Origin of the sequence: Fuchsiella alkaliacetigena (genome assembly GCF_023227765.1) — a bacterium.
Taxonomy (GTDB): Bacteria; Bacillota; Halanaerobiia; order Halobacteroidales; family Acetohalobiaceae; genus Fuchsiella; species Fuchsiella alkaliacetigena.
Map to the genome: position 1 here is coordinate 42,219 of NZ_JALKBZ010000002.1, position 24,299 is coordinate 66,517.

The following is a 24,299-nucleotide window of genomic DNA, read 5'->3' on the forward strand; positions in this document are numbered from 1 at the left end:
TTCTACTCCCTTCCCGTAGCTAGTATATGACCTAGCTTTTCCTTTTTAGTCTGTAAATAGTTCAGATTATTACAGTTAGCATCCACTTCCAACGGCACTCTAGCCGTAATCTCTAGTCCATAGCCTTCTAAACCGATAATCTTGCGAGGATTATTAGTCATCAACCTAATACTATTTAATTCTAGATCGGCTAAAATCTGAGCGCCAATCCCGTAGTCTCTAAGGTCAGCTTCAAAGCCTAATAGCTCATTAGCCTCTACAGTATCCTTACCTTCATCCTGTAACTCATAGGCTCGCAGCTTATTAGCTAAACCAATACCCCGACCTTCTTGACGCATATAAAGCAGTACTCCCTGTCCTTCCTCTTCAATCTTAGTTAGAGCCTGACCTAACTGATCACCACAGTCACAACGCAAAGAAGCTAAAGCATCGCCGGTTAAGCATTCAGAGTGGACACGAACTAATACTTCTGCTGCTCCTTCCACATCTCCTTTAACTAAAGCTAAATGGCATTCTTCACTGATAACCGTTTCATAGGCATAGGCTCTGAAGTCACCATATTCAGTAGGTAACTCTACCTCGGCTATTTTTTCTACCAACTGATCTCGCTTAATTCTATACTTAATCAAATCAGCAATGGTGATAATCTTCATTTGGTGCTCTTCAGCAAAGTCTATTAATTCCGGTACCCGGGCCATTTTACCATCGTCTTTCATGATTTCACAGATTACTCCGGCTGGATAAAGTCCGGCCAGTTTAGCTAAGTCGACTGCTGCTTCGGTATGCCCGGCTCTCCTTAAAACTCCTCCCTCTTTGGCTCGTAAAGGAAAGATATGACCGGGGCGATTAAAGTCATCCGGTTCAGCTTCTTCATTAATAATTTCCCGTACTGTCTTACATCTTTCATAGGCTGAAATTCCGGTCTCAGTATCCTTATGATCTACTGAAACGGTAAATGCTGTACCGTGCGGATCGGAGTTTCTGCTTACCATCTGCGGGAACTCCAACTCCTCCAAACGCTCACCAATAATAGGCATACAGACCAAACCACGAGCATGGGTGACCATAAAGTTAATATCCTCAGGAGTTGTTTTTGAGGCAGCCATCACTAAATCGCCTTCATTTTCTCGGTCCTCATCATCAACTACAATTACCATTTTTCCTGCTTTAATATCCTCAATTGCCGCTTCGATATCATCGAATTCAAAATCCATTTTCAGTCACTCCCTAAATAAATTATAGATTAGATAAATCCTTGCTCTGCTAATAAACTAGAGTCAATTCCTGTTTTAGCTTCCTTTGAATCAGGCTCAACTCCTGTTTTTAACATCCGTTCTACATACTTACCGATTAAGTCCACCTCTAAATTCACCAGTTCACCTACCTGCTTAAAGCCTAAAGTAGTCTCCTGAGCTGTATGGGGGATTAAGGAAATAGTAAAGCTATTATTCTCCAGCCTAGCCACAGTCAGACTAACTCCATCTACAGCAATTGAACCTTTGGGAATCAAATATCGAGATAACTCCGTCGGCAAAGAAATAGTAACTAAGATAGCATTATCTTCTCGCTGGCGCTGCTTAATTCTCCCCACTCCATCTATATGTCCAGAAACTAAGTGTCCTCCTAATCTATCCTGAAGGCGGAGGGCCCGCTCTAAATTAAGCTGAGTCCCTACCTCTAACTCCTTTAAACTGGAGTTACGCAGAGTTTCGGGCATTACATCCACACTAAACTGGCTATCGCTAAACTCTGTTACCGTCAAGCAGACTCCGTTAGTAGCTATACTATCTCCTAACTGCACATCCTCTAAAACCTGCTTGGCTTGAATAACTAGCTCTATAGACTGATTACCCCGGTTAATAGCTGCTACCTCACCTAGTTCTTCTACAATACCTGTAAACACCAAACTTCACCTCCTACTGAGGATAACCCGTAATCAATAGGTCTTCCCCAAGCTGTTCTACCTGCAGCTTATCAATATTAATTCCCTGTTCTATCTTCTCTATTCCTCTGCCGCCTACTATACTTACTGCTTCGCGACCACCGATGAGCTTAGGAGCTATAAAGTACATTAGTTTATCCACCAGCCCCCCGGCTAAAAAGGAATAGTTAACCTCACTTCCTCCTTCTATCAACAGTTGCATTATCTCTCGTTTCCCTAACTCCACCAACAGAGCTTCGAGATCAATAGCACCTTGACAGTCACCTAACTGCCAGATTTCTACTCCCTGCTCTTTGAGCGCCATCCGCTTTTGAAAGCTGGAAGCAGCAGTAGTAACTACCACTGTTTTAGCTGAAGATTCCTGAGTAACTAAGTTGCACTGCTCTGGAATCTTTAAAGTACTATCCAAAACTATCCGCAGCGGATCTCTGCCCTCTCTATCAGGTAGTCTAGCAGTCAAACGAGGGTCATCAGCTAATACTGTGCCAATCCCTACTAAGATAGCATCCACCTCATCACGCAAATAATGAGTATATTGACGGGACTGTTCACAGCTAATCCACTTAGAGTCTCCAGTCCTAGTAGCTATCTTACCATCCAAGGTCATAGCTCCCTTAGAGATTACAAAAGGATAACCAGTAGTAATATATTTAATAAAGGCTTCGTTTAGCTGTTTAGCCTCTTCAGCTAAGAGACCTGATTCCACTTCAATCCCTGCTGCTTGTAAAGCATCTAAACCTCGACCAGCAACTTGAGGATTGGGATCTTGCATAGCTACTACCACCCTGCTTACTTGAGCTTCAATTAAGGCTTCGGTGCAGGGTGGAGTCCGGCCCTGATGACTACAAGGTTCTAAATTAACGTAGACTGTAGCTCCTTGAGCCTCAGCTCCAGCTTCAGCCAAAGCATTCACCTCAGCGTGAGCCTCTCCTGCTGCCTGATGGTAGCCTTGTCCTATTATTTCATTATCTTTAACTATCACTGCCCCTACCATAGGATTAGGGCTAGTTCTACCTCTGCCTCGAGCTGCTAACTGCAACGCTAACTCCATATACTCTGAATCTGTCATTTAATCACCTCATTGATGCATTATAGATAAATTGTTGCAACTAATAATTAACAATGTACAATTGACAATTAAAAATTAAAAGATAAAGTTCAAGTTCTATTAGACGCAGACTAAGTTCGGACAAAATCTGACTAAAACATAAAACCTTTTTGAAACCACAAATCAACTTGAATGAGCACGAATAAGTTCAAAATCAAAATAAAAAACTTATTAGAGCAAACACAATATAAAGCTTATTCTTAAGTAATAGTTGACAATCTAGAATTTAATTATTTAAAATTTTTAAAATGTCTTTATTCGTGTTGATTCGTGCTCATTCGTGGTTCCAAAGTTCTTGAACTTATCTTTTAAGGTCTAGTCAGAACTTAGTCAGATTTTAGTCTGCGTCAAAAAAGTTTTTAAAGGTTTTGATCTGTGTCTATCTGCGTTCATCTGTGTAATCTGTGTCTAAAAAGACCTTAAAAATCTAAAAAGCCCCCAGAAAAAACTCCGGGGACTTATAAACAAAAAAGTATAGCAACCCTATACAAAGACTTCTCTCATCCAGACTTTACTGTCGGCTTTGGAATTTCACCAAATCAACCACTATCCAATAGGGCTCGCGGGCTCTGTCCAGGTCAGACATCACCGCCGGTTAGGAATTTCACCTGTTCCCGAAGCAAAATATTCTTTTTTAAGCTACTAATAAGATATTCTATATAAAGCCTCAAAACCCTTTTTAAAAAAGAATTTAATTACAGTTTTCTCTTAACTCCTGCACAGCTTGTCCTGGATCTGCTGCTTTAAAGACAGCCGAACCGGCTACAATCACGTTAGCTCCCGCAGCTACTACTTGAGCTACATTATGAGGTTTAATCCCTCCATCAACCTGAATATCAACCTCTAAACCTGCTGTCTCCAGCTGATTACGTAACTGCTCAATCTTAGGCAGCATTTCTTCAATAAACTGCTGCCCCCCAAAGCCAGGATTAACAGTCATTATTAAAACTAAATCCAAATCCGACAGTATATTCTCTAGGGTAGTTAAAGAAGTAGCTGGATTAAGGGCTACTCCTGCCTTTAAGCCACAGTCTTTAATCTGCTGAATAGTCCGATGTAAATGCGGACAGGCTTCAGCATGAACAGTAATCAGGTCTGCTCCTGCCTGAGCAAACTGCTCAATATACCGCTCAGGATTTTCAATCATTAAATGCACATCTAAAAGATGCTCTGTTCGACCTGCTATGGCCTCCACAACTAGCGGGCCCATAGTAATATTGGGCACAAAATGACCATCCATCACGTCAATATGTAAGTATTCAGCATTGCTGACCTTCTCTATCTCTGCTCCTAAATTACTAAAGTCCCCGGATAAAATCGAGGGAGCAATTTTAATCATAGTTATTCCTCCTCTAATTCAGCTAAAAAGTTTAAGTAATTATCATAACGATGAGTATAAATATCTCCTTGTTCTACTGCATCTTTTACTGCACACTGCGGTTCATGCCGATGTAAACAGTTATTGAACTTACAATTAGCTAATCTCTCCCGCAACTCCGGGAACAAATAAGCTAGCCTTCGAGCAGCTATAAAGCTAATATCTAGACTGCTAAAACCCGGTGTGTCGGCTACTAAACCTCTATTATCCAAACCTATTAACTCCACATGCTTAGTAGTATTCTTACCGCGTTTGATTTTCTCGCTTAGTTGCTGAGTTAGCATCTGAGCTTCAGAGTTTAACAGATTAATCAAGCTGGATTTGCCTACTCCTGAAGGCCCTGCCAAAACTGAAATCTGCGCTGCTAAGTCCTTTTTTAAGTCAGCAATCCCTGCTTTTGACTTAACATCTGTATAGTGAACTGCATAACCTATATCTTCATAAGGAGCCATTAAGCTTTTAGCCTTTGCAGGGCTAACTAAGTCCACCTTATTCAAACAAAGGAGAATCTCCAACTCATAAGCTGCCGCCAATAAAAGAAATCTATCCACTAATTGATAGTTAAACTCAGGGTCTTTACTAGCAAAAACTACAACTACTTGCTCTACATTAGCCACAGCCGGTCTATTTAACTGCACTGAACGAGGCAGTAACTCCTCAATTACTCCCTCGTTCTCAGCAAGAGGAGAAAACTTAACCTGATCCCCCACATAAAAGTCCAAATCCTCCTGTCTAAATCTACCCCGCAGGGAGCACTCATAGATCTCCCCCTCTATTGGATTTAAAACATAGTAATAACCTGCATAAGCCTTAATTATTCTCCCCTGCTTCATTAATCAACCCCCATTAAAATGTTTGCTCTCTAACTAAGTTATCATTTATATAAACCTGCACTACCGTAGAGCCTACACTGACCAACTCCTCATTAATTAAATCACCTGGATTATGGATTTCATTATAGACAACCCGACGTCCATTATCGTCTTCTACAATAATCTCTACTTCCTGCTCCTCCGGGCCCGGATTAACACTAACCCTAACTCTAAAGTCATGCACTTCCGAATCATGAACATTCCTAACTCCATCACTAACTACTAAGTCAATCTCGGAACCTACTGAAACTTCAGTACCAGAGCTAGGCTCCTGTTCTAACACCTCACCTTCCTGAACATCCAAGCTATCCTCATAGCTAACACTTCCCACTACTAAGTCCAAATCTCTCAAGACCTGTTTCGCTTCTTCCTCGTTTAAGCCTATTAGCGAAGGTACATCTACCGGCTCAACCTCTTCTCCTTTGCTGACAATCAAATCTATTGAAGAATCAATAGCTATTTCTGCTTCTGGTTCAGGGCTTTGACTGATAATCTCACCTTCCGGAATCCGCTCGTGTGCCACCGCTTCCGTTTCCCCAATATTCAATTCTGCTTCATCTAAAATTATTCTAGCTTCACGCATAGACTTGCCAATTATATCCGGAGCTTTAGTCAACCTAGGACCTTGACTGACTACCACACTAACCTCGCGATTCTCTCTAACCTCTCTCCCTGCTTGAGGTTCTTGAGAAATAATATTTCCTTCCGGTATTTCCTGATGATAAGCTTCATTATGCACTGTAAAGCCCAAATTTAAAGACTCCAACTTCCTTTCAGCAGCTTCCAACTCCTTTTCCATCAGCTCCGGCACCTCTACTACTGGCACCTCTAAAAAGTCAATTAGACGCCGATAACCCAAAAAGCCACCACCAGTTAAAAGCAATAACACCATCACCATAGCTAACCAGCGTATATTTCGTTTAACAAAGCCGGGCCCATCGTCACTTGCTTCCTCTTCTGAAGCTAGTAACTCCTCAATATCTTCCTCGCTTAACTCTTCTCCTGCTTGAGAAGATTGAGAATTTTCCTCTATTTCTGCCTCTTCCTCTTCTATCTCTTCTTCCGCCTCTAACTCCGATAACAGATGTCCAGAAAACTCCTTCTTATCAGCAACTATAGTCCGTTCAAGCTCTTCTTCAGGCTCCTCCTCTGCTAAAGCTGAGAACTCTTCCTGTTCTTCCAAAGCTTTATCGATATCTGCCAGCATCTCTTTTACACTACTATAACGCTGAGCCCGATCCTTTCGAATTGCTTTCATAATAATATCCTCTATCGAAGCAGGTAGTTCAGAATTGATCTCTTTAGGTGAGCGAGGCGATTCTTTAATATGCTTCAAAGCAACTGAAACAGGAGTATCCCCCTCAAAAGGGATCTCTCCAGTTACCATCTCATAAAGCACAATCCCTAAAGAATAGATATCAGTCCGAGCATCAACAATATCTCCTTTAGCCTGTTCAGGAGCAAAATAGTTAGCCGAACCGAGTACCGTTTCGGTATGAGTTAAGGTACTAGAGTTAAGAGCTTTGGCAATCCCAAAATCCGTTAACTTCGTCCCCCCCTCAGCAGTTAAAAGAATATTAGCCGGCTTAATATCACAGTGAATGATATCGTTTCTATGAGCAACCACCAAAGCCTGAGCTATCTGCTTAGCAATACTTAAAGCTGTAGAAATCTCTAAACTATTCTCAGCTATCCTATGCTTAAGGGTCTCTCCTTCCACCTTCTCCATCACAATATAATAAGTCCCTTGATCCTTACCAATATCAAAAATATTAACAATATTAGGATGGGAAAAGGTAGCTACAGACTGCGCCTCTCGTCGAAATCGCTTCACGAATACTTTATCATTAGCATACTGAGAACGCAGCACTTTAACGGCTACCTCTCGGTTTAATAGCTTATCATGGGCTGCAAAAACTAAAGCCATTCCACCTTCACCGAGTTTAGTTTTCAACTGATATCGATTATTTAAGATATTACCAATCATTAAAGTCACCTCAATAGTTAGGCTCAGCTCTTAATTGACCTACCCTGTTAATCCATAACTTCAGCAGTCCAAATCAGCCAAAATGCTAACAGTTATGTTGTCGTAACCACCAACCTGATTAGCTAACTTCACTAATTGATTAGCCTTCTCTTGTAAATCTGCTTCCTTTAATAAAGTCTCTTTAATCTGTTCTCTACTCAATGCTTCACTCAAACCATCGCTACACAGCAATAAAATATCATTACTTTCCAAATCTACTTCCAATAAATCAACCTTTACTTCTGCTTGAGTACCTAAAGCTCTTAACAGTACATTGTTTTGGGGATGATCTCTAGCCTCTGCTACACTTATCTCCCCGGCTTTCAACAAACGATTTACCAAAGAATGGTCTTCTGTTAACTGTCTTAACTCTCCATTACGCAGTAAATAGGCTCTACTATCGCCTACATGCCCTATATAGAGCTTCCCCTGCCAACAAAGTCCCATAGTTAAAGTAGTCCCCATCCCTTTATACTCAGCATTCTCCTGAGCAGCACTATATATCTTATAATTAATATCTTTAATAAGCTTTCTAAGTTCTTGGGGAGGCTTTTTTAACTCAAAATCATATTCAGCCAAAGTCTCAATAGCTATTGTACTAGCAACCTCTCCGGCCTGATGGCCTCCCATACCATCCGCCACAGCAAGCAATTTAAACTGATCTTCATCTAAAAATAAGTAATTATCCTCATTAACCTCTCTCACTCTTCCTCGGTCAGAATTCAGCCCCACTTCCATATATATAATCACCTCATACCTTTACTTTAAAACACTATTCAATAATTCTAAAATATATAAAATAAGATTATTTTATTAGTCCTCATATTCAGACTTTAACTGCCCACAGGCAGCTTCTATCTCTACTCCTCTTTCTAAACGCAGTGTATTCTCAATCCCCTCAGCAGTTAATACTCTTTGAAAGGCTTCAATCTTTTCTTGAGAGGGTCTACTTAACTCCAATTCTGCTACCGGATTAACGGGAATTAAGTTAACATGACATAATAAGTCTGAGAGCAGTTCAGCTAAGCTTTGCGCCTGTTGAGGGCTACTATTGACTCCATCTATTAATGCATACTCAAAAGTAATACGTCGCCCAGTACATTGCTGATAATACTTACAGGCCGCCATCAGCTCCGCTAAAGGATAACGGTCGTTAATAGGCATCAATTGACTTCGTAATGAATCTTCTGCTGCATGTAGTGAAATAGCCAAAACCAACTGTAACTCTTCCTCAGCCAGCTTCCTAATCTGAGGCACCAAACCACAGGTGGAAAGAGTAATCTTCCGCATAGCTATATTTAAACCTCGTTGATCATTTAAAATCTGAATAGCTTTTAATGAATTATCATAGTTAGCTAAAGCTTCTCCCATACCCATTAGCACTACGTTACTTATTCGCGGCACCCCAAACTCTTCTTCACTTAAGGAACGTTGTACCTCTAAAACCTGAGCTACTATCTCTCCGGTACTTAAATTACGCTCTAAACCCTGTTGACCAGTAGCACAAAAACTACAGTCCATAGCGCAGCCCACCTGAGTAGAAATACAGACCGTATTTCTATGGTCAGCATAACGCATTAGCACCGTTTCAATTCGTTGACCATCCCTTAATTCAAAGAGGTACTTCACTGTTCCGTCTTCGGCTACGGCTGCTTTTAACTCCTCTAATTGACTAATATAAGCTCTTTTGCTCAACTTAGAGCGAAGTTCTTTAGATAAGGTAGTCATATCTTCAAAATCACTAGCTCCTTGCTTGTAGATCCACTGAGCAAGTTGCTGGGCCCGATAAGCAGGCTCTCCTAATTCTACAAAAAAATTATTCAGTTCTGCAAAGTCCAAAGAAGTCAACTCTATCAATTCCGTCATTATATCTTCCTTTCAAGTATTTATAATTCCCCTCTATAAATATCATATACTAACTGCTCTAAATGTCAAGCTCAGCCGACTGTTTTAATTTGACAATAAAGTAACCTTCATTCTCTCCCGGCTCCATACTAGGTAACAAAGAAAGCGCTCCCCTAAGTAAAGATTCATTGGGAATTCCAAACTCAGCAGCTGCTGAACTCAGATCCACTATTTCCAAGTCCGGCCGTTGAGCCAAAAGCTGCTCCACTACGGCCCAGTTTTCCTCTTCAGTAATAGTACAGGTACTATAAATTAACTCTCCCCCGGGCTTTAAGTACTGACTAGCATTCAGTAACAGCTCCAGTTGGAGTTCACTTAAGGCCTGAACATCTTGGGGTTTTTGCTGCCACTTAAGCTCCGGTTTTTTAGCAATCATTCCTAAACCGGAACAGGGAGCATCGACTAATATTTTATCAAAAGACTGCTCAAAAGCTAAATTTCTTCCATCAGCTAAAGAGGGCTCAACTATCTCCACTCTTAAGCGAGCACAATTTCTTTTTACTAACTCCAAACGATGCTCATGCAGCTCATTAGCTACTATCTGTCCTTGATTCTCCATTAACTCAGCTAGGTGAGTAGTCTTACCACCCGGAGCACTACACAGATCTAATACTCTCTGCCCAGGCTGAGGAGCTAACAGCAAAGTAGTTAATAACGAAGCTGCTCCCTGAATCTGAAACTTACCCTGTTTAAAGGCCGCTAACTCAGTTAAATCAGCAGCTTGCTTTAACTTAAGCAGCTGCGGTAAGTGACTAGCAAGTTCAACCTCTAAACCTGCTTCCTCCAGCTCTGTCCTTAACTGTTCAGCCGTTAAGCATAAAGAATTACTACGAATAGTAACTGTAGGCCGTTGATTAAAGGCTTGACAAAGCTCTATAGTCTCCTCTACCCCATACTTTTTAACCCAGATCTCTACTAACCACTGCGGAAAAGAGTATCTATAACGAATATGCTGAACTGGATCTTCCTTTAAGTTCGGAAACTGCACTTCAGCTAAACTTTCCAGCTCTCGCAATAGATTTCTCAAAATTCCATTTACAAAGCCGGCTGCCCCCTGATGCTGATACTGCTTAGCCAGCTCTACGGACTCATTACAGGCGGCTGATACCGGAATTCCATCCAAAAATAAGAGCTGATAGACTCCTAAACGAAGGATATTTCTGCTCCACTTATCCATCTTTTTTAACTTGCGATCAGCAAACTGCTTCAAAATCCAGTCCAAAGTATTTCGCCAACGAAGACTACCGTAAACCAGTTCTGTAGCCAAAGGTTTTTCTCGCTTAGCTAAACTATACTTATTAAAAAGCTGATTTAAAGCTAAGTTAGAATAGGCACCTTCCTCATTAACTCGATAAATAACTTCCAAAGCTACCTGTCGTCCTGTCTTTTCCACTCTTGCCTAACCTCCACTCAATAAGTTCTCAGTTTATCAGTTTTAATAAACAGCTTTTGGGGCTGCCTAACCGCCACCCAGCCTAAAACTCCACCTGCTTCCTTTTCATAGTAGACATTGCTAATTACCATCCCTTTTACATCTACCGAAGTGGTAAATAAAAACTGTACCTGTTTGCCGATAATCGGACCTAGCAAATTAGAAGCTAGAATAGCTATCACTACATATAAAATGGTAAAATTTCCTGTTTGAAATAATAAAAAAAGAAAAGTCAACGAGGAAACTAACTTAGCTACTGCCAAACTAGTTCCACATCTATTGTGAATAACCAAATCTTTTTCCCCGGACTGTAGTCTGCTTAAACCTTCTTGAGCAGCCTCCTTAACTAGTACCGGATTCACCCGACCCATAATATAAAAACCATCCTCTTTAGCCATTCCAGCCAGCTGTTGAGGGCCGTATAACTCCTCAATTACATTAATAGTAGCATGTTCTAAAGCATGATTTCTACGCAGATCAGGATTGAAAGCAATTTTAATAATCTGCTTAGGAGCAACTAAAAGCGTAACTATAGAATCAAAAGTATACTTATAAGGAATAAAAAGAATTATTAAAAAAATTAGGGAAAAGAAAGGAAGTAATAAAGGTGGAAATAAAAATCCTAGTAGCAGTATTAATAAAAGTATATACATCATTAATCAGTCCACAACTTAAATAATAAGGATAATTGTACCCCGAAAGCCACCGAATTAAACTCTGAAGCCTCTAATAAGATACCTTTAACAGATCGCATTCCAGTATAACCTTTATTATTCGTTAAAAAACACATAATCTTCTCCTCCCTCATTCAACCTTAGTCAACTCTAAAGTATTTTTAAGAGCCATATTCAATCTATTCAAGTCAACCAAGGTATTAACACAGGGCCCTTCAGGTCGAATATTAATTAAACCTATCACCGGCAAGGGATAAACATCCTGAATCCCGCTAGTTAAATCTCGTTCACAAGCCACTGCTAAAATAACTTCAGGTCGCAGTTCCTTAACTAAGCGCCGAGCTAAAGTCCCCCCAGTAGCTACCGCCACATTAATTCCATAGCTATCTCTAAACTCCAACATTTCAGTTACTTGACATTTCCCACAACGCCGACAGTTATTTAAATCATTAGTAATTCGATATTCACATTCATGATCCTGTATGCAATGGGGAAGTAAAAGTAATACCTGATCAGATCTTACAGCTAAGTAACCTGATTCCACAAACTGATTATTAACTTCTACAAAGGAGTTTTGCACCTCCAGTTTATTAAAACCAAAGAACTTACCTAAAAACACAGTTAAGGGCAATAAATAAGTAATTACTAGCTTAGTTGGAGCAGCTAAAAAGGAAACCTTTCTAGGCAAGGCAGGCCAAAAAACACCTAATGCTCCTATCAGAATAACTAAAGTTAGCAAGGTAATTATAGCAGTCAGGGCTAAAAAAATATTCTGAGTAACTGTAGTCCAGCCCACAAAGTTAAAATACCAGGCTACAGCTGTAACTAACACCGTTATCACTAAGCTAAAAACTAATAAACTTAAAAATAATTCCTGATTACTTTGTTCTTTAGTTGTCAACATTCTGTTCTCCGCTAGACTTTCTATCTGTTGCTAAAATACTCCCTGTCTGTAAATCATAGCCCCTTAAGTAATCATTAGCCGACATCGACTGCTTATTTTCCGGCTGCACCTTAGTAATCAATAACTGTCCCTCACCACTTTGTACTACAAATCCAGCCTCTACTTCAATATTAACCACCGTTCCTGGCACTACCGAAGGCTTTGTCTTTGAATCATAGATCTTAGATTCCCAGACCTTTAAACGCTGGCCTTGATGATAAGTGTAAGCTCCCGGCCAAGGATTCAAGCCCCGAATTAAATCTTTGATCTGCTGTGCTTCCGCAGTCCAGTCAATTAAACATTCCTCTTTAGTTATCTTCTGAGCATAGGTAGCCTTGCGGTCATCTTGAGGTTCAGACTCAGCCTCATCCCGAGCTACTAGCTCCAAAGTTTCCAATAAAACCTCCGCTCCTAACTTAGCTAGCCTATCGTGAACTACCCCCACTGTATCCTCAGCAGCTATCTCTATCTCTTCCTGTAAAATGATATCTCCGGTATCAAGTCCTTGATCCATATAGATAGTAGTAACTCCTGTCTGCTTTTCACTATTAATAATTACCCTATGTAAAGGAGCGGGCCCTCTATACTTAGGCAGCAGAGAAGCATGTACGTTAATACAGCCTAAAGGCGGCAGTTCTAAGAGCTCTTTAGATAAGATCTGTCCGTAAGCTACAACCACCATTGCCTGCGGCGCTAAGCTGCGTAACTTATCCACACTATCAGCACTATTTACATCTTTGGGCTGCATAATCTCCAATCCAGCTGCTTGAGCTTTAGCTTTTACTGGCGAAGGCTTTAATTGCTGTCCTCGACCCCGCCGTCGGTCGGGTTGAGTAACTACTCCCAGCACATTAATTCCCTCCTGGGCTATTAATCCCTCCAAAGTAGGAACAGAAAACTCGGGAGTTCCCATAAATACTACATCCATAAAATAAATCCTCCTTATTATTCCATTATTCCTTTAATTACTCTGCTTTATCAATAAATAATATTCCATCTAAATGGTCTATCTCGTGCTGCAAAACTCTAGCTAACAGTCCTTCAGCCTCTATTTTAACCTGATTACCTTCTTCATCTAAAGCCTCAACTACTATCTGTTCAGCTCTACTAACCTTTTTATTTCGTTCGGGAATACTTAAACATCCTTCTTCTCCACAAACCTCTCCCGAAGTATCTATAATTTCCGGATTGACTAAAGAAAGTAGTCCCTCTCCAATATCAACTACAATTATTCTTTTGGAAACTCCTACCTGAGGAGCAGCTAAACCAACTCCATCGGCGGCATACATAGTTTCAGCCATATCCTTAAGCAAACGCCTCGTCTTATCGTTAACTTCTTCTACAGCTCGAGTCTCAGTTCTTAATACTGGATCACCTATTTCTCTAATCTGCAAAACTGCCATTACATATCCTCCCCTTAACTAAGACTAAAATCATTAGTTATTACTTATTATATTATTAACCCATTATAACATTCCTATCGGTTCAATATCAACACTAATTACTATCTTTCCTAAATTAATGCTATTATTCAATATTTCTAGACTTCGCTGGCCTAATTCCCTCATTAAAGCCAAGTTCTTACCTTTTAAGATTAATTGCCAACGATACTCCCCCCTTAACTTAGCCAAGGCAGCAGGACTAGGGCCTAAAATATCTACTTCTTCCTGCTCGGCTATAGACAGCTCTCCAGCCATAATGCTCCCTAGCTGATTAGCTACCTGAGCCACAGAGGACTCCTGCTCTCCTCTAATAATAAAGTTAATCAGCCGGGTAAAGGGAGGATAGGCTAAATCCCGTCTATACTTAATTTCCTGCTCATAAAAGTGGCGATAGTCATGCTCCTTAGCTAACTGAATACTATAATGTTCCGGAGTATAGCTCTGAATGATAACTTGACCAGTAATATCTCCTCTTCCAGTTCTTCCGGCTACCTGAGTTAATAACTGAAAAGTAGTTTCAGCAGCTCGAAAGTCGGGAAAGTTCAAAGCAGTATCGGCAGTGATTACTCCTACTAAGGTGATCTGCGGAAAGTCGTGCCCTTTAGCTATCATCTGCGTGCCAATTAGGATATCAGCCTCTCCGCGTTTGAATCTATTTAAAAGCTGACGATGAGCCCCTTTATAAGTAGTAGTATCCAGATCCATTCTTAAGGTTCTAGCAGTAGGAAATTTGCTGTGCACTGCTTCCTCTACCTGCTGAGTACCCACTCCAAAGTGTTTAATATAACGGCTTTGACAGTAAGGACAAAGCTTGGGCACTGCTAACTGATAATCACAGTAATGACAGCGTAGCAGTTCTTCTTGCGCGTGATAGGTTAAAGATACATCACAGTGCTCACACTTCAATACATAACCGCACTCTCGACAGAGTACAAAATTAGCAAAACCTCGCCTATTCAAAAATAAAATAATCTGCTCCTCTTTAGCTAATCTATCTTCAATAGCTGTAGCTAGTGAACTACTAAAGATGCTTTTATTACCCTGCTTTAACTCCTGACGCAGATCCACTATCTCCACTGGAGGCAAAGGACGATCAGCTATGCGGCTGCTTAACTCTACTAACTCATACTCTCCCTGTTGGGCCCGATAATAGCTCTCCAAAGCAGGAGTAGCCGTTCCTAATAGAGTTAAGGCTCCAGCTAGGCGGGCCCTCTCAATAGCTACTCGGCGCGCATGATACTTCGGATGGTCACTTTGCTTATAAGAACTTTCGTGCTCTTCATCGATAACTATCAAACCCAAGTTACTAAAAGGAGCAAAAATAGCCGATCTAGCTCCCACAACCACCTGGGCCTGACCCTGCTTCATCCGTAGCCATTCATCAAAACGCTCTCCTGCCGAAAGACGACTATGATAAATAGCCACCTGTCGACCGAACCTGCTTTTAAATCTATTCACAGTCTGCGGAGTTAAAGAGATCTCCGGTACCAAAACTATAGCCTCTTCACCCCGGGCCAGCGTTTCCCTGATAGCCTGCAAATAAACCTCAGTCTTACCACTACCAGTAACCCCCTTCAACAACAGAGTCCCAGTTTCATCCCGGGCCCTTAACTGCCGCAGCTTAGCTAAAGCCTCCTCTTGTTCAGCAGTTAACTGCAAAGGCTCTGTAGTCTTAATATCCTCAGCATAGGGATTTCTTCTTACCACCAACTGCTCATACTCTATTAATCCCTTCTCATGTAGTTTATACACAGTGCCAGGATAAGTATCAACAGCCTCAGCCAGCTCACTAACAGTTAACTGCTGCTGATGGTTTTCGATTAAATAGTTCAATACTTCCCGCTGTTTATAAGCCCGACTACTTAATTCAGTTAACTTTTTCCTTATTTTAGGCAGTTCGTAACTCAACTTAACTACTCTTTTCTGTTTTGGCCGTCGCTGCCCCGAAGGAATAATGCACTTTAAAGCAGTAGTCAAATAAGACTGATAGTACTTGGCCATCCACTTAGCCAAAGACAAAAGCTCCCTATCAAATAAAGGCAGCGAGCCCTCTATAGCTAATATATCTTTGATCTCAAATTCAGAATCCAACTCTTCACTTAAAGATATTACATAACCCTTTAAGTTGCGATTGCCAAAGGGAACCTTAACTAAATGGCCTATCTGTAACTGCTCTTTAAGCTGAGTAGGTACTCTATAAGTATAGGCCTGATCCACCTTTTCAACTGCTAAATCTACCACTACTTCTGCATACTTTACTTCCATCAACCTACCCCCGCTCCTTAACAACTACTCTATTCATACCATTACTATTCAAGAACAAAGTTAATATTCCTTTCATAAACGTCAATTTAAGCTAGATTTTGTTTATTTAAGAAAACTTAGTTAAAGCCTTACCTTGCAAATAATCAAACTTCTGCCCCTGTTCAATATTACGCTTTTCCAGTTCATCCAAAATCCTATTATGTACTGTCCAGTAATCATAACCCCAGTTTACAAACAAAGAACCCTCTCGAGGCGCCTTACCTAATAGTCTCTGTACTGCTATTTGAGGATCTAAATGCTCTAAAAAAAGAATTACTCGTTCTATATACTCCTCCAAAGAGATTAAGTCCAGCTTTCCCTGCTGATAGAGTTCGCCAAAACGGGTATCCTCCCTGATGTAGAGGGCATGCAGCTTAACATTATCCACCTGCAAAGCCGAAAGAAGCTTGGCATTCTCAATAGCATCCTCTCGACTATCACCAGGCAGATTCAAAATTAAATGAACCCCAACGCCTACTCCATACTCTCGGGCAGTCAGTACAGCATCGATAAACTCTGCCAAAGTATGGCCCCGATTGATGCTCTTTAAAATATGATAGTTTGCCGTCTGTAAACCCAACTCCAAAGTAAGATTAGTTTCTGGAGCTTGCTGCTCTATTACTGCTAACATGGCCTCTAAATACTCCTTATTGATACAGTCAGGACGAGTAGCAAAGGCTAGCTCCACTATCCCTTCCACTTCCAAAGCCTGAGCTACATTATCCTTTAGTTCCTCCAAGGGTAAATAAGTATTAGTAAAATTTTGAAAGTAGGCAATAAACTTTTCCGCCTTATACTTATTAGCAATAGGCTCCTTAATCTCCAACAACTGCTCTTTAACTGAAGTAACTGAAGCCTCCTCAAAGCTAGCCCCTTTACTACCGCAGTAAGCACAGCCGCCAGTACTCAATACTCCATCCCGATTAGGACAGGTGAGAAGCAGATTCACAGGCAGTTTATAGGTTTTAGCTCCGTACTTATCCTGCAAATGCTGATTATAGGTATAGTATCTACTCAAAATTACCACTCCTTAAATGCTTTCTAAACTACACTATATTAACTTCTCCTTTTAACAGCTAATACCTGCGGCGGCTCATTTTGCTGATTAAGAAAACGATAATTTAATACGTTATAGCTGCGGAAATCCAAGCTCTGCAAGTAATCCAACAGAGCTTGATACTCCTCTTTTCCCCCAGCATGGCCTAAATAAGCCACCACTACCAACAAGCCGCCTTCAGCCAGCAAGTCAACTCCTGCTGAAACTGCTTTTAAGGTGCTTTCAGACTTAGTAATAATCTCCTTATCTCCCCCAGGTAGATAGCCTAAGTTAAATATCAGTCCAGCCAAATCCGTACTTATATAGTCAGCTAAATTTTGGTGGCCGTCTTTAATCAACTCCACTCGTTGGGCCAGACCTGCCTTTTGCAAACGCTCTTGAGTTCTCTCAATAGCCTCTTTTTGAACATCGAAGGCCCAAACTGAGCCCTGCTCACCAACTAATTTAGCCAAAAACTCTGTATCGTATCCATTACCTGCCGTAGCATCTACTACTTTAGCTCCGGAAGTTATATGTTCTGCCAATAACTCATGTGAAAACTCTACTGCTTGTTTAAAATCATGTGGCAAATTCCTTCCTCCTTACTTTAATTTAGTTAATATTCCCCGTCAAGAAAAAAATAAACTCCAGAATTTCCTCTTTGACCACAGAAGTATTATTTGGTTCCAAAATATCACCAGCCAGCACGTGCTTTCTCGGATTCTCTATCTCTTCCATAGCAAGCAGTTTCTTTTCTTCACTACCCCATCTTTGAAAAGTCTCCTCAATCTTAGCAGCATCCACTACCTGATCTTGCGGTGAATAAAGCACCAAAGTAGGCTCTTTAACAGCTTCCAAATCAGACTCACGCACCAAATCTACCAAAGCCATCATGGGAAATAAAGCAGTAGTAGGATAGTTTCTGGTCCAATAGCGTTCATGTTCAGGATTCAAAGACTCAGCACTATACTCCTCACCCAACAATAATGGCAGCAACTGTTCAGCCCAAGGCCAGGTTAAAAGTTCAGCCATAGAATCCCGCGGGCCAAAATTCGGTGAAATCAACACCAAAGCTGAAATCCCCTCTACCTGCTCCTGTAGTGCTAACCAAGTAGCCAAAGTACCGCCTGTGGAAGTACCGATCACCACTACTTCTTCACCTATCTGCTGCCCGATCTCTAAAGCCTCCCAAGCATCATTTAACCAGTCATTCGCTTTAGCCTCTCCCATAGCTGCTCCACTGCGTCCGTGACCGGTTAAACGAGTATAAAAAAGGTTAGCTCCTAACTCCTCAGCTACCTGATCAGCTAAAGGAGCCGTCTCCTGACGAGTAGCTGAAAAGCCATGTAGATAAATAATAGACAAGGGAGTCTTTTCCTTATTAGCATCAGCCCAGATAATCTTCTTTTCAGTTCCGGGAATCAAATCAGCAAACTCTGCCTCAGACTGGGCTAAATACTCAGTTAAGTCCTCTGTGCGTGGTGGCAAGCTCACTTTTTCGATATCTTCTTCTACTTGGACTTTGGGCCCGCTTAAAAATAAAATCAATAGTCCTAACAGTACTACTAAAACCAATATAACTAGCTTTCCCTTCATCTATCTACCTCCTCTATCGCAGACTACTGAAATAAATAGTCATATAAACAAAAACCCATATGTATATCATACTTTCTCCAAATATTATCTTTATTCCTCCATTTTCTACATATTATCAAGCAAAAAATAAAAAAGGATCAGCTACCCAAAGGCAGCTAATCCTTTTTGCTTAAAGCTAATTTTAATCCTTAAACCGTTCAATTAACTCCTCTAAAACCTCATCGGCCCGCTCATTATCTATCTGACAGGTTCCGGCAGCCTTGTGACCTCCCCCGCCGTATTCCAACATAACCTCACCTATGTTAGCTTCACTGCTTTTATTGAAGATAGACTTACCAACTGCAAAAACCGTATTTTGTTGCTGATAACCCCAGATAGTATGAATAGAAATATTGGTCTCCGGATAAAGCACATACTTCATAAAACGATTACCAGGATAAATAGTCTCCTCCTCTCTAAAGTCCAATACCAGTACATTGTCATGGACTTCAGAGCATTCTTTCAACTGCTCCTTAAAACGATCTTCATAATTAAAATACAAGTCTACCCTTTCTTTAACATCAGGTAGTTCCAGTATTTCCTCAATGCTAAGCTCTTGACAGTAATCAATCAAATCCATCATTAAGTCATAGTTGGAAATTCTAAAATCCCTAAATCTTCCTAAGCCGGTTCTAGCATCCATCATAAAGCTTAAAAGCTCCCAACCAGTAGGATTTAACACATCCTCCTTAGTAAACTGAGCTGCATCCGCCTTATCAACTGCCGTCATCATTTCCTCGGAAACATTAGGAAACTGTTCTGGACCTCCATAGTAATTATAAACAACTCTAGCTGCTGAAGAGGCTTCAGGATCAATAATATGGTTCTCCTTCTCCTTGCCCACTCTTAATAATTCACTAGAGTGATGGTCAAATACCAAGTAAGCTTCTTCTACATAAGGCAGGTTAGTTAAAATATCTCTATCGGTTATATCCTCTTTGCCGTCCTGTACATCCTTAGGATGTACAAAATTAATATCGTCAATTAAATCCATTTCTTTAAGTAAAACCGCCGACACTAAACCATCAAAATCACTTCGGGTAACTAATCTGTACTTTTGCTCTGACATACTAAATACCTCCTGTTTATAAACATTTTTTAAACTAAGGACATGATTCTCTCTACTATCTAATCTTTTAACTTCTATAAAAAAAAGAAATTACCTCTATTTTCTGAAAAACAGCCCCAAAATATTAACTTAAAACAGCATAAATACAGCCTTCAATTAAATTAATCCCCTCTTTGCTAGCTCGCTCTCTGAGTTCTTCACTTCTAGCTCCCGGTTGCAACCACAGATAGTCTATTGCCAACTCTATAATCTCTTCCATTACTTTAAGGCCAATCTGAGGATTAACTACCAGATCAACTACCTCTATCTCCGCTGGAATATCTGCAAGTTGGGCGTAGCATTCCAAGCCTGCTACCTCTTCTAAGTTGGGATTTACCGGAAATACAGAATAACCCTGCTGCTTGAGTCTGTTAACGATTTTATAGCCAAACTTATTCTGCTTATCGGTGGCTCCAACTACGGCCCAGTTCTGCTTAGCTAAACTCTCCTCTTTAATACTCATTTTTTTATCCCTCCACTTTTAAATTATAATAATAGGATTTAATGCACAGCCTTGCTATATAAATCATACTATATAGTAAATAAAATATCAAAAGAGGGATTATATTGAATTGATTTTTTACTTTTAATAGATTAACCAGCACCTTTTTAAAAGCTACCCCTAGATAACCTCCGCCAAAAAAAGGATAGCTAAGCAGGTGCTGGTTAACTTTTTTTGCTTTTCTATAACTCTAATAATAATATTTTGCCAAGCTCATACTACAAGCAAGGAGGAAATTAGACAGTGATTAAAATAAAAGATAAGTTTTCTTTTGGAATGCTAGCTAGTGCATGTGCTAATATACCAATAAATATTTTAGACTATATATTTTACTCTCTAGATATAAATAAACATCATATGTGGCATATTGCCGCTTCAGCTTATTTCAAAAAAGCAGATGTTAAAACTATTCCCGCCTTAGTTACCGGAGCAATTTCTGACTATTCTAATGCTGGTATGATGGGCAGCGTTATATTATATTTGCTTTATTTTACCGACACAGAATACTCTGGGCTTAAAGGTTTATCTGTTGGAGCAGCATGGTGGTTGCTTAGTTTTGGAGTAATTCTTCGGTCAAAAGTTAGTAGAATTGATCCTGATGATGCGGGTACTAATTTATATCACTTAGCTGAGCATCTACTGTTAGGGTTTCTGATAGCTAAAATTATAGATAAGTATGGTCAGGAAATATTAAAAGACAACAAATAACAGCGGCTGCAATTATTACTGGCTTAGGAGATTCGTCACTCTTTGGCGATAACAGTTCAATCCCTGGCCCAGAAGCACTACCTAAAACAGAATAGCACCTAATTAAACCTCTAGATATTTAAATATCTAGAGGTTTCTTCTTCAATCCCAATTATCTTTACGAAATAGGTAAAATTTTATCCTTATTTAACTTTTTCATCTACTGGATTAGTAAATGAACATGGCAAATTAACACAACATTTACCACATGCATCCGTTAACTCCAGATCAGAATGTAATTCATCATTGTATAATAGTATCTCATAACACTTATGACTATCAAAGGAATCAACTTTTAATGCATTATTAACACACCTCTGGACACATTTTTTACAGATTTCTTTACTCTTATAAAGGCAGTATTCATTATTAACTCTTTGGGACGGCTTTATTTTTAAATTAATTACTATACTTCCGATTCTACCACAACACCCTTTATCTGTAATTAACATATTATTCAAAGCAAACTTACCTAGACCCGCAATATAGCCTACATGTCTATGCGACCAATCACTTATTAAGCTGCCTTCATCAAAATTATGCGTTGCAGGTATAATAGTAGACCTATAATCCAGGTCACTAAGTTTCTTCTTAATATGATTGTTTAAATTAAGTATAAGCTGATTAGTTTCTATATAAGCTTTGGCCCATTCTTCCGAACTATACTTTCCTTTTAAATTTGAATTCACAACTGATTCGTCAAACGGGAGGAAATAAACAATTACTGTTTTAGCATCATCTAAAAAATCTTCAGGTAAAGCATGGGTTGGACTTACAATTTCTTTTAACTTAATAAACATTTCATCATTAGCATTGGCAAATTTTACAATAGGTTCTCTCCACTTGCTTTCTATTTCCTTTCTCTCTGAGTACTCTTTTACGTATTGATTAATTAAGTTTTTTATTTCAACCTTTTTCATTTAGTACTCCTTCCTTCTTTTATTCTGCCATTCATCTCCCCCTGTTTAAAAATCAAAATCGAGGGAGTTTTTAGGTCTAAATAACTAGTCTTCTTCCTAATTTACTTTAATCTCTTCCATTTTGCATTTCTTCCTTTTCCTAATACTTCTATAATTCCTTCTTTTTTTAGCTTCCTAAACACTCTATTAATTGTTGAGTCAGAAACATCAGGACAAGCATTTCTTATATCTTCTTTCGTAAAAGTTCCTAATACATTTTTGACAGCTTGTTCTACTCTAAAACTTTTGTTTCCTTTTTTACTCTTTACTAACCCAACTCTATCTTCAAATTCTTTGTAAGCAGCTAATAAAGTACCCAAAAAGTAATCTAACCAAATAAATATATTATGATTACCATCATGCCAACCCGCAGAAGATTGATTTAATGTTTTATAATAACTAGATTTACTTTCTTCAATAATTTTTTCTAAACTAATATATCTTCCAACTTTATAATCATATTTATATAATAATAGTAATGTCAATAATCTTGACATTCTTCCATTCCCGTCATTAAAAGGATGAATACATAAAAAATCTAATATAAAAGTTCCTATTAATATTAAGGGATCAATATTTTCTTCTCTCATTTCTCTGTTTAAATAATCACATAATTCCTCCATAGCTTTTGGAGTTTCATATGCAGACAACGGCTTAAATCTTACAAGCTTTTCGCCATCTGGTAGTATTTCACCTATAATATTATCTTGACCCTTCCATTTGCCTCCCTCTGAAGGGACAAACTTATATAAATCTCTATGTAATTGCAAAATTATATTAGGATTTATAGGAATAGCATCATAAGAAGTATGTATTGTATTTAAAACATCTTTATATCCAGCAATTTCCCCTTCTGAACGGTCTTTAAGATTTGTATCATCTTTCATTATCTCTTTTAACCTTTTATCAGTAACAACTATCCCTTCTATGCTATTAGAAGCTTTAGTACTTTGAACAACTGCCACTTCTTTTAATTTTTCTAATATCTGTGGAGATTGATCTATATACAAATCTTGTTTTCCTTTATACTCATTTATTTTTCCCACTAATTTTACTATATTCATTGATATCTTTTCGTTCTTTAATTTCTCATTTCTAAATGACTTCATAAATATACTCACCTTCCCTATCAATATGTTCATTTGTTTTTTTATGACTATATTTATTATACCATAAACATAATCATTTTAATATAAATATATTCATTAAATTATAAATGAGCACATTAAGACTTTTGATAAGTATATTTCACATAGGCATGTTGTGTAACGTCCCTGGGCTTCGCGACGTCTGAGCTTACTTCCGATGAAACCAATCTCATTCGTTAAAACAAAACACTCTGATATAAGTCATCTCTACCTTCTTACTAAGGCTCATATGTCGCTAAGCCCATGTTATCTGACGTACGTCGATTAATACAATAATACATGATTAAAACTTAAATTCTCTATAAACTATCCATTAAATAGAATAGGACCAGCCTCACGGCTGGGACCTCTCATCAAACTGCACGTACGGTTCTCCCGTATACAGCTTTCCATTGTCGTTGCCCCTTAACAAGGAGTAAGTCATCTTCACGATTTACCAATCTTTAGCTTCATAGTCCACTAATCTGTCCCTATTTTCATGTTATTACTGACCACGTCTCTAGACTTTCGTCAATCGCACCTTCCAGTATAACACTACTCAGGTGGTAGTATTCGTTTTCAGTTATCTTTTCCTTTCTACGCCATCTATCAGACTCATTGAACTAATCAATGTCTAAACTACTAATACAGATTAACACTCTTATTTCACTTCCAATTTCGACAATGTAGGTATCCTTCGCTCCGGTTGGTTTTACCCTCACCTAAATTACTTTAGGTTCTACGGACCAACTATTATCACTACTATGACACCATCTGACTCCTAGCCAAGCATCATTCCGGCTTTCCCTCCTTAGGTTATACCTACATTTATCTCTACCAGTTTTGATAGAGAACACGCTAGGTTCTCTTCCGGTAATTACACCACTTTTCTGCCATTCCAACCCTAATCACATCTAACTGTCTGACATAAACTCACGGAGTTTAAGCCAGCTATAGATTTCTCCGTTTTAGTGGCGGATCATCACAATTAAATGCCACCTCTGGTTCACTTTTGTTTCGGACTGACAGCACGTCTCAGATTCTTTAGATTCTACCTCACGATAGACACCCTATCACTGTTGATTCATGTACCCTTTCCGTTTAGACTTAGGCTGATGTTTGTTTTCTCGGTTTGCTCACTCTTTCGTTTGTGAGTGCC

At 39.4% G+C, this 24,299-nt stretch carries 23 protein-coding genes and 1 riboswitch; of the genes, 1 reads left to right on the forward strand and 22 read right to left on the reverse strand.

Going from position 1 to position 24,299, the window contains the following annotated elements; translation table 11 throughout:
* Positions 1-2: 2 nt before the first annotated feature.
* The 20 genes from MWH30_RS00850 to MWH30_RS00940 all read right to left on the reverse strand — a co-directional run bounded on the left by MWH30_RS00850 (position 3) and on the right by MWH30_RS00940 (position 20,268).
* The gene (locus tag MWH30_RS00850) at positions 3-1,214 is read right to left on the reverse strand and encodes a bifunctional 3,4-dihydroxy-2-butanone-4-phosphate synthase/GTP cyclohydrolase II (RefSeq protein WP_248662158.1); all 1,212 of its coding nucleotides are present in this window, start codon (positions 1,212-1,214) and stop codon (positions 3-5) included.
* 29 nt (positions 1,215-1,243) lie between these two features.
* Positions 1,244-1,903 (reverse strand): riboflavin synthase, encoded by a 660-nt coding sequence (locus tag MWH30_RS00855; protein ID WP_248662159.1) that lies wholly within the window; start codon positions 1,901-1,903, stop codon positions 1,244-1,246.
* Between the two features lie 13 nt (positions 1,904-1,916).
* Positions 1,917-3,011, reverse strand: a complete 1,095-nt coding sequence (gene ribD, locus MWH30_RS00860; RefSeq protein ID WP_248662160.1) for a bifunctional diaminohydroxyphosphoribosylaminopyrimidine deaminase/5-amino-6-(5-phosphoribosylamino)uracil reductase RibD — start codon at positions 3,009-3,011, stop codon at positions 1,917-1,919.
* A 527-nt stretch (positions 3,012-3,538) separates the two neighbouring features.
* Positions 3,539-3,676, reverse strand: a riboswitch (FMN riboswitch).
* Positions 3,677-3,741: 65 nt separating this feature from the next.
* Positions 3,742-4,389 carry a ribulose-phosphate 3-epimerase gene (gene rpe, locus MWH30_RS00865; protein ID WP_248662161.1) on the reverse strand — a complete coding sequence of 216 codons (648 nt, stop codon included), beginning with the start codon at positions 4,387-4,389 and terminating at the stop codon, positions 3,742-3,744.
* A 2-nt stretch (positions 4,390-4,391) separates the two neighbouring features.
* The gene (rsgA, locus tag MWH30_RS00870) at positions 4,392-5,261 is read right to left on the reverse strand and encodes a ribosome small subunit-dependent GTPase A (RefSeq protein ID WP_248662162.1); all 870 of its coding nucleotides are present in this window, start codon (positions 5,259-5,261) and stop codon (positions 4,392-4,394) included.
* A gap of 13 nt (positions 5,262-5,274) precedes the next feature.
* Positions 5,275-7,287 carry a Stk1 family PASTA domain-containing Ser/Thr kinase gene (pknB, locus tag MWH30_RS00875; protein ID WP_248662163.1) on the reverse strand — a complete coding sequence of 671 codons (2,013 nt, stop codon included), beginning with the start codon at positions 7,285-7,287 and terminating at the stop codon, positions 5,275-5,277.
* 60 nt (positions 7,288-7,347) lie between these two features.
* Complete coding sequence (locus MWH30_RS00880; RefSeq protein ID WP_248662164.1) at positions 7,348-8,064, reverse strand: Stp1/IreP family PP2C-type Ser/Thr phosphatase; 717 nt, start codon at positions 8,062-8,064, stop codon at positions 7,348-7,350.
* A gap of 75 nt (positions 8,065-8,139) precedes the next feature.
* A complete protein-coding gene (gene rlmN, locus MWH30_RS00885) occupies positions 8,140-9,192 on the reverse strand; it encodes a dual-specificity RNA methyltransferase RlmN (protein WP_248662165.1) in 1,053 nt (350 codons plus the stop codon).
* Between the two features lie 58 nt (positions 9,193-9,250).
* On the reverse strand, positions 9,251-10,624 hold the full coding sequence (rsmB, locus tag MWH30_RS00890) for a 16S rRNA (cytosine(967)-C(5))-methyltransferase RsmB (RefSeq protein ID WP_248662166.1): 1,374 nt from the start codon (positions 10,622-10,624) through the stop codon (positions 9,251-9,253).
* 17 nt (positions 10,625-10,641) lie between these two features.
* The gene (locus MWH30_RS00895; RefSeq protein ID WP_248662167.1) at positions 10,642-11,319 is read right to left on the reverse strand and encodes a DUF6391 domain-containing protein; all 678 of its coding nucleotides are present in this window, start codon (positions 11,317-11,319) and stop codon (positions 10,642-10,644) included.
* Positions 11,319-11,453 (reverse strand): hypothetical protein, encoded by a 135-nt coding sequence (locus tag MWH30_RS13740; RefSeq protein ID WP_282706106.1) that lies wholly within the window; start codon positions 11,451-11,453, stop codon positions 11,319-11,321. Before MWH30_RS13740 ends, MWH30_RS00895 begins: the two co-directional genes overlap by 1 nt.
* Before the next feature lie 14 nt (positions 11,454-11,467).
* Complete coding sequence (locus MWH30_RS00900; protein ID WP_248662168.1) at positions 11,468-12,241, reverse strand: DUF116 domain-containing protein; 774 nt, start codon at positions 12,239-12,241, stop codon at positions 11,468-11,470.
* Positions 12,228-13,208, reverse strand: a complete 981-nt coding sequence (gene fmt / locus MWH30_RS00905) for a methionyl-tRNA formyltransferase (RefSeq protein WP_248662169.1) — start codon at positions 13,206-13,208, stop codon at positions 12,228-12,230. The genes MWH30_RS00900 and fmt overlap by 14 nt, the downstream gene beginning before the upstream one ends.
* A 37-nt stretch (positions 13,209-13,245) precedes the next feature.
* Complete coding sequence (gene def / locus MWH30_RS00910; protein ID WP_248662170.1) at positions 13,246-13,683, reverse strand: peptide deformylase; 438 nt, start codon at positions 13,681-13,683, stop codon at positions 13,246-13,248.
* A 63-nt stretch (positions 13,684-13,746) separates the two neighbouring features.
* The gene (priA, locus tag MWH30_RS00915; protein ID WP_248662171.1) at positions 13,747-15,987 is read right to left on the reverse strand and encodes a primosomal protein N'; all 2,241 of its coding nucleotides are present in this window, start codon (positions 15,985-15,987) and stop codon (positions 13,747-13,749) included.
* Between the two features lie 106 nt (positions 15,988-16,093).
* Entirely contained in the window at positions 16,094-17,053 is a 960-nt protein-coding gene (gene mnmL / locus MWH30_RS00920; protein WP_248662172.1) for a tRNA modification radical SAM protein MnmL/YtqA, read from the reverse strand.
* 29 nt (positions 17,054-17,082) lie between these two features.
* On the reverse strand, positions 17,083-17,652 hold the full coding sequence (mnmM, locus tag MWH30_RS00925; RefSeq protein WP_248662173.1) for a tRNA 5-(aminomethyl)-2-thiouridylate-methyltransferase MnmM: 570 nt from the start codon (positions 17,650-17,652) through the stop codon (positions 17,083-17,085).
* A gap of 22 nt (positions 17,653-17,674) precedes the next feature.
* Positions 17,675-18,658 carry an alpha/beta hydrolase gene (locus tag MWH30_RS00930; protein WP_248662174.1) on the reverse strand — a complete coding sequence of 328 codons (984 nt, stop codon included), beginning with the start codon at positions 18,656-18,658 and terminating at the stop codon, positions 17,675-17,677.
* A gap of 181 nt (positions 18,659-18,839) precedes the next feature.
* Positions 18,840-19,766: an exopolyphosphatase gene (locus tag MWH30_RS00935; protein ID WP_248662175.1), complete on the reverse strand. Its 927-nt coding sequence runs from the start codon at positions 19,764-19,766 to the stop codon at positions 18,840-18,842.
* Positions 19,767-19,890: 124 nt separating this feature from the next.
* Positions 19,891-20,268 carry a CoA-binding protein gene (locus tag MWH30_RS00940; RefSeq protein ID WP_248662176.1) on the reverse strand — a complete coding sequence of 126 codons (378 nt, stop codon included), beginning with the start codon at positions 20,266-20,268 and terminating at the stop codon, positions 19,891-19,893.
* Between the two features lie 282 nt (positions 20,269-20,550).
* Between MWH30_RS00940 and MWH30_RS00945 the strand changes: the two genes are divergently transcribed.
* Complete coding sequence (locus MWH30_RS00945) at positions 20,551-21,015, forward strand: hypothetical protein (RefSeq protein ID WP_248662177.1); 465 nt, start codon at positions 20,551-20,553, stop codon at positions 21,013-21,015.
* A gap of 182 nt (positions 21,016-21,197) precedes the next feature.
* On the opposite strand, the gene MWH30_RS00950 is transcribed toward MWH30_RS00945, so the two are convergent.
* A complete protein-coding gene (locus tag MWH30_RS00950; protein ID WP_248662178.1) occupies positions 21,198-21,974 on the reverse strand; it encodes an epoxyqueuosine reductase in 777 nt (258 codons plus the stop codon).
* 101 nt (positions 21,975-22,075) lie between these two features.
* On the reverse strand, positions 22,076-23,122 hold the full coding sequence (locus MWH30_RS00955) for a Fic family protein (RefSeq protein ID WP_248662179.1): 1,047 nt from the start codon (positions 23,120-23,122) through the stop codon (positions 22,076-22,078).
* Positions 23,123-24,299 lie beyond the last annotated feature (1,177 nt).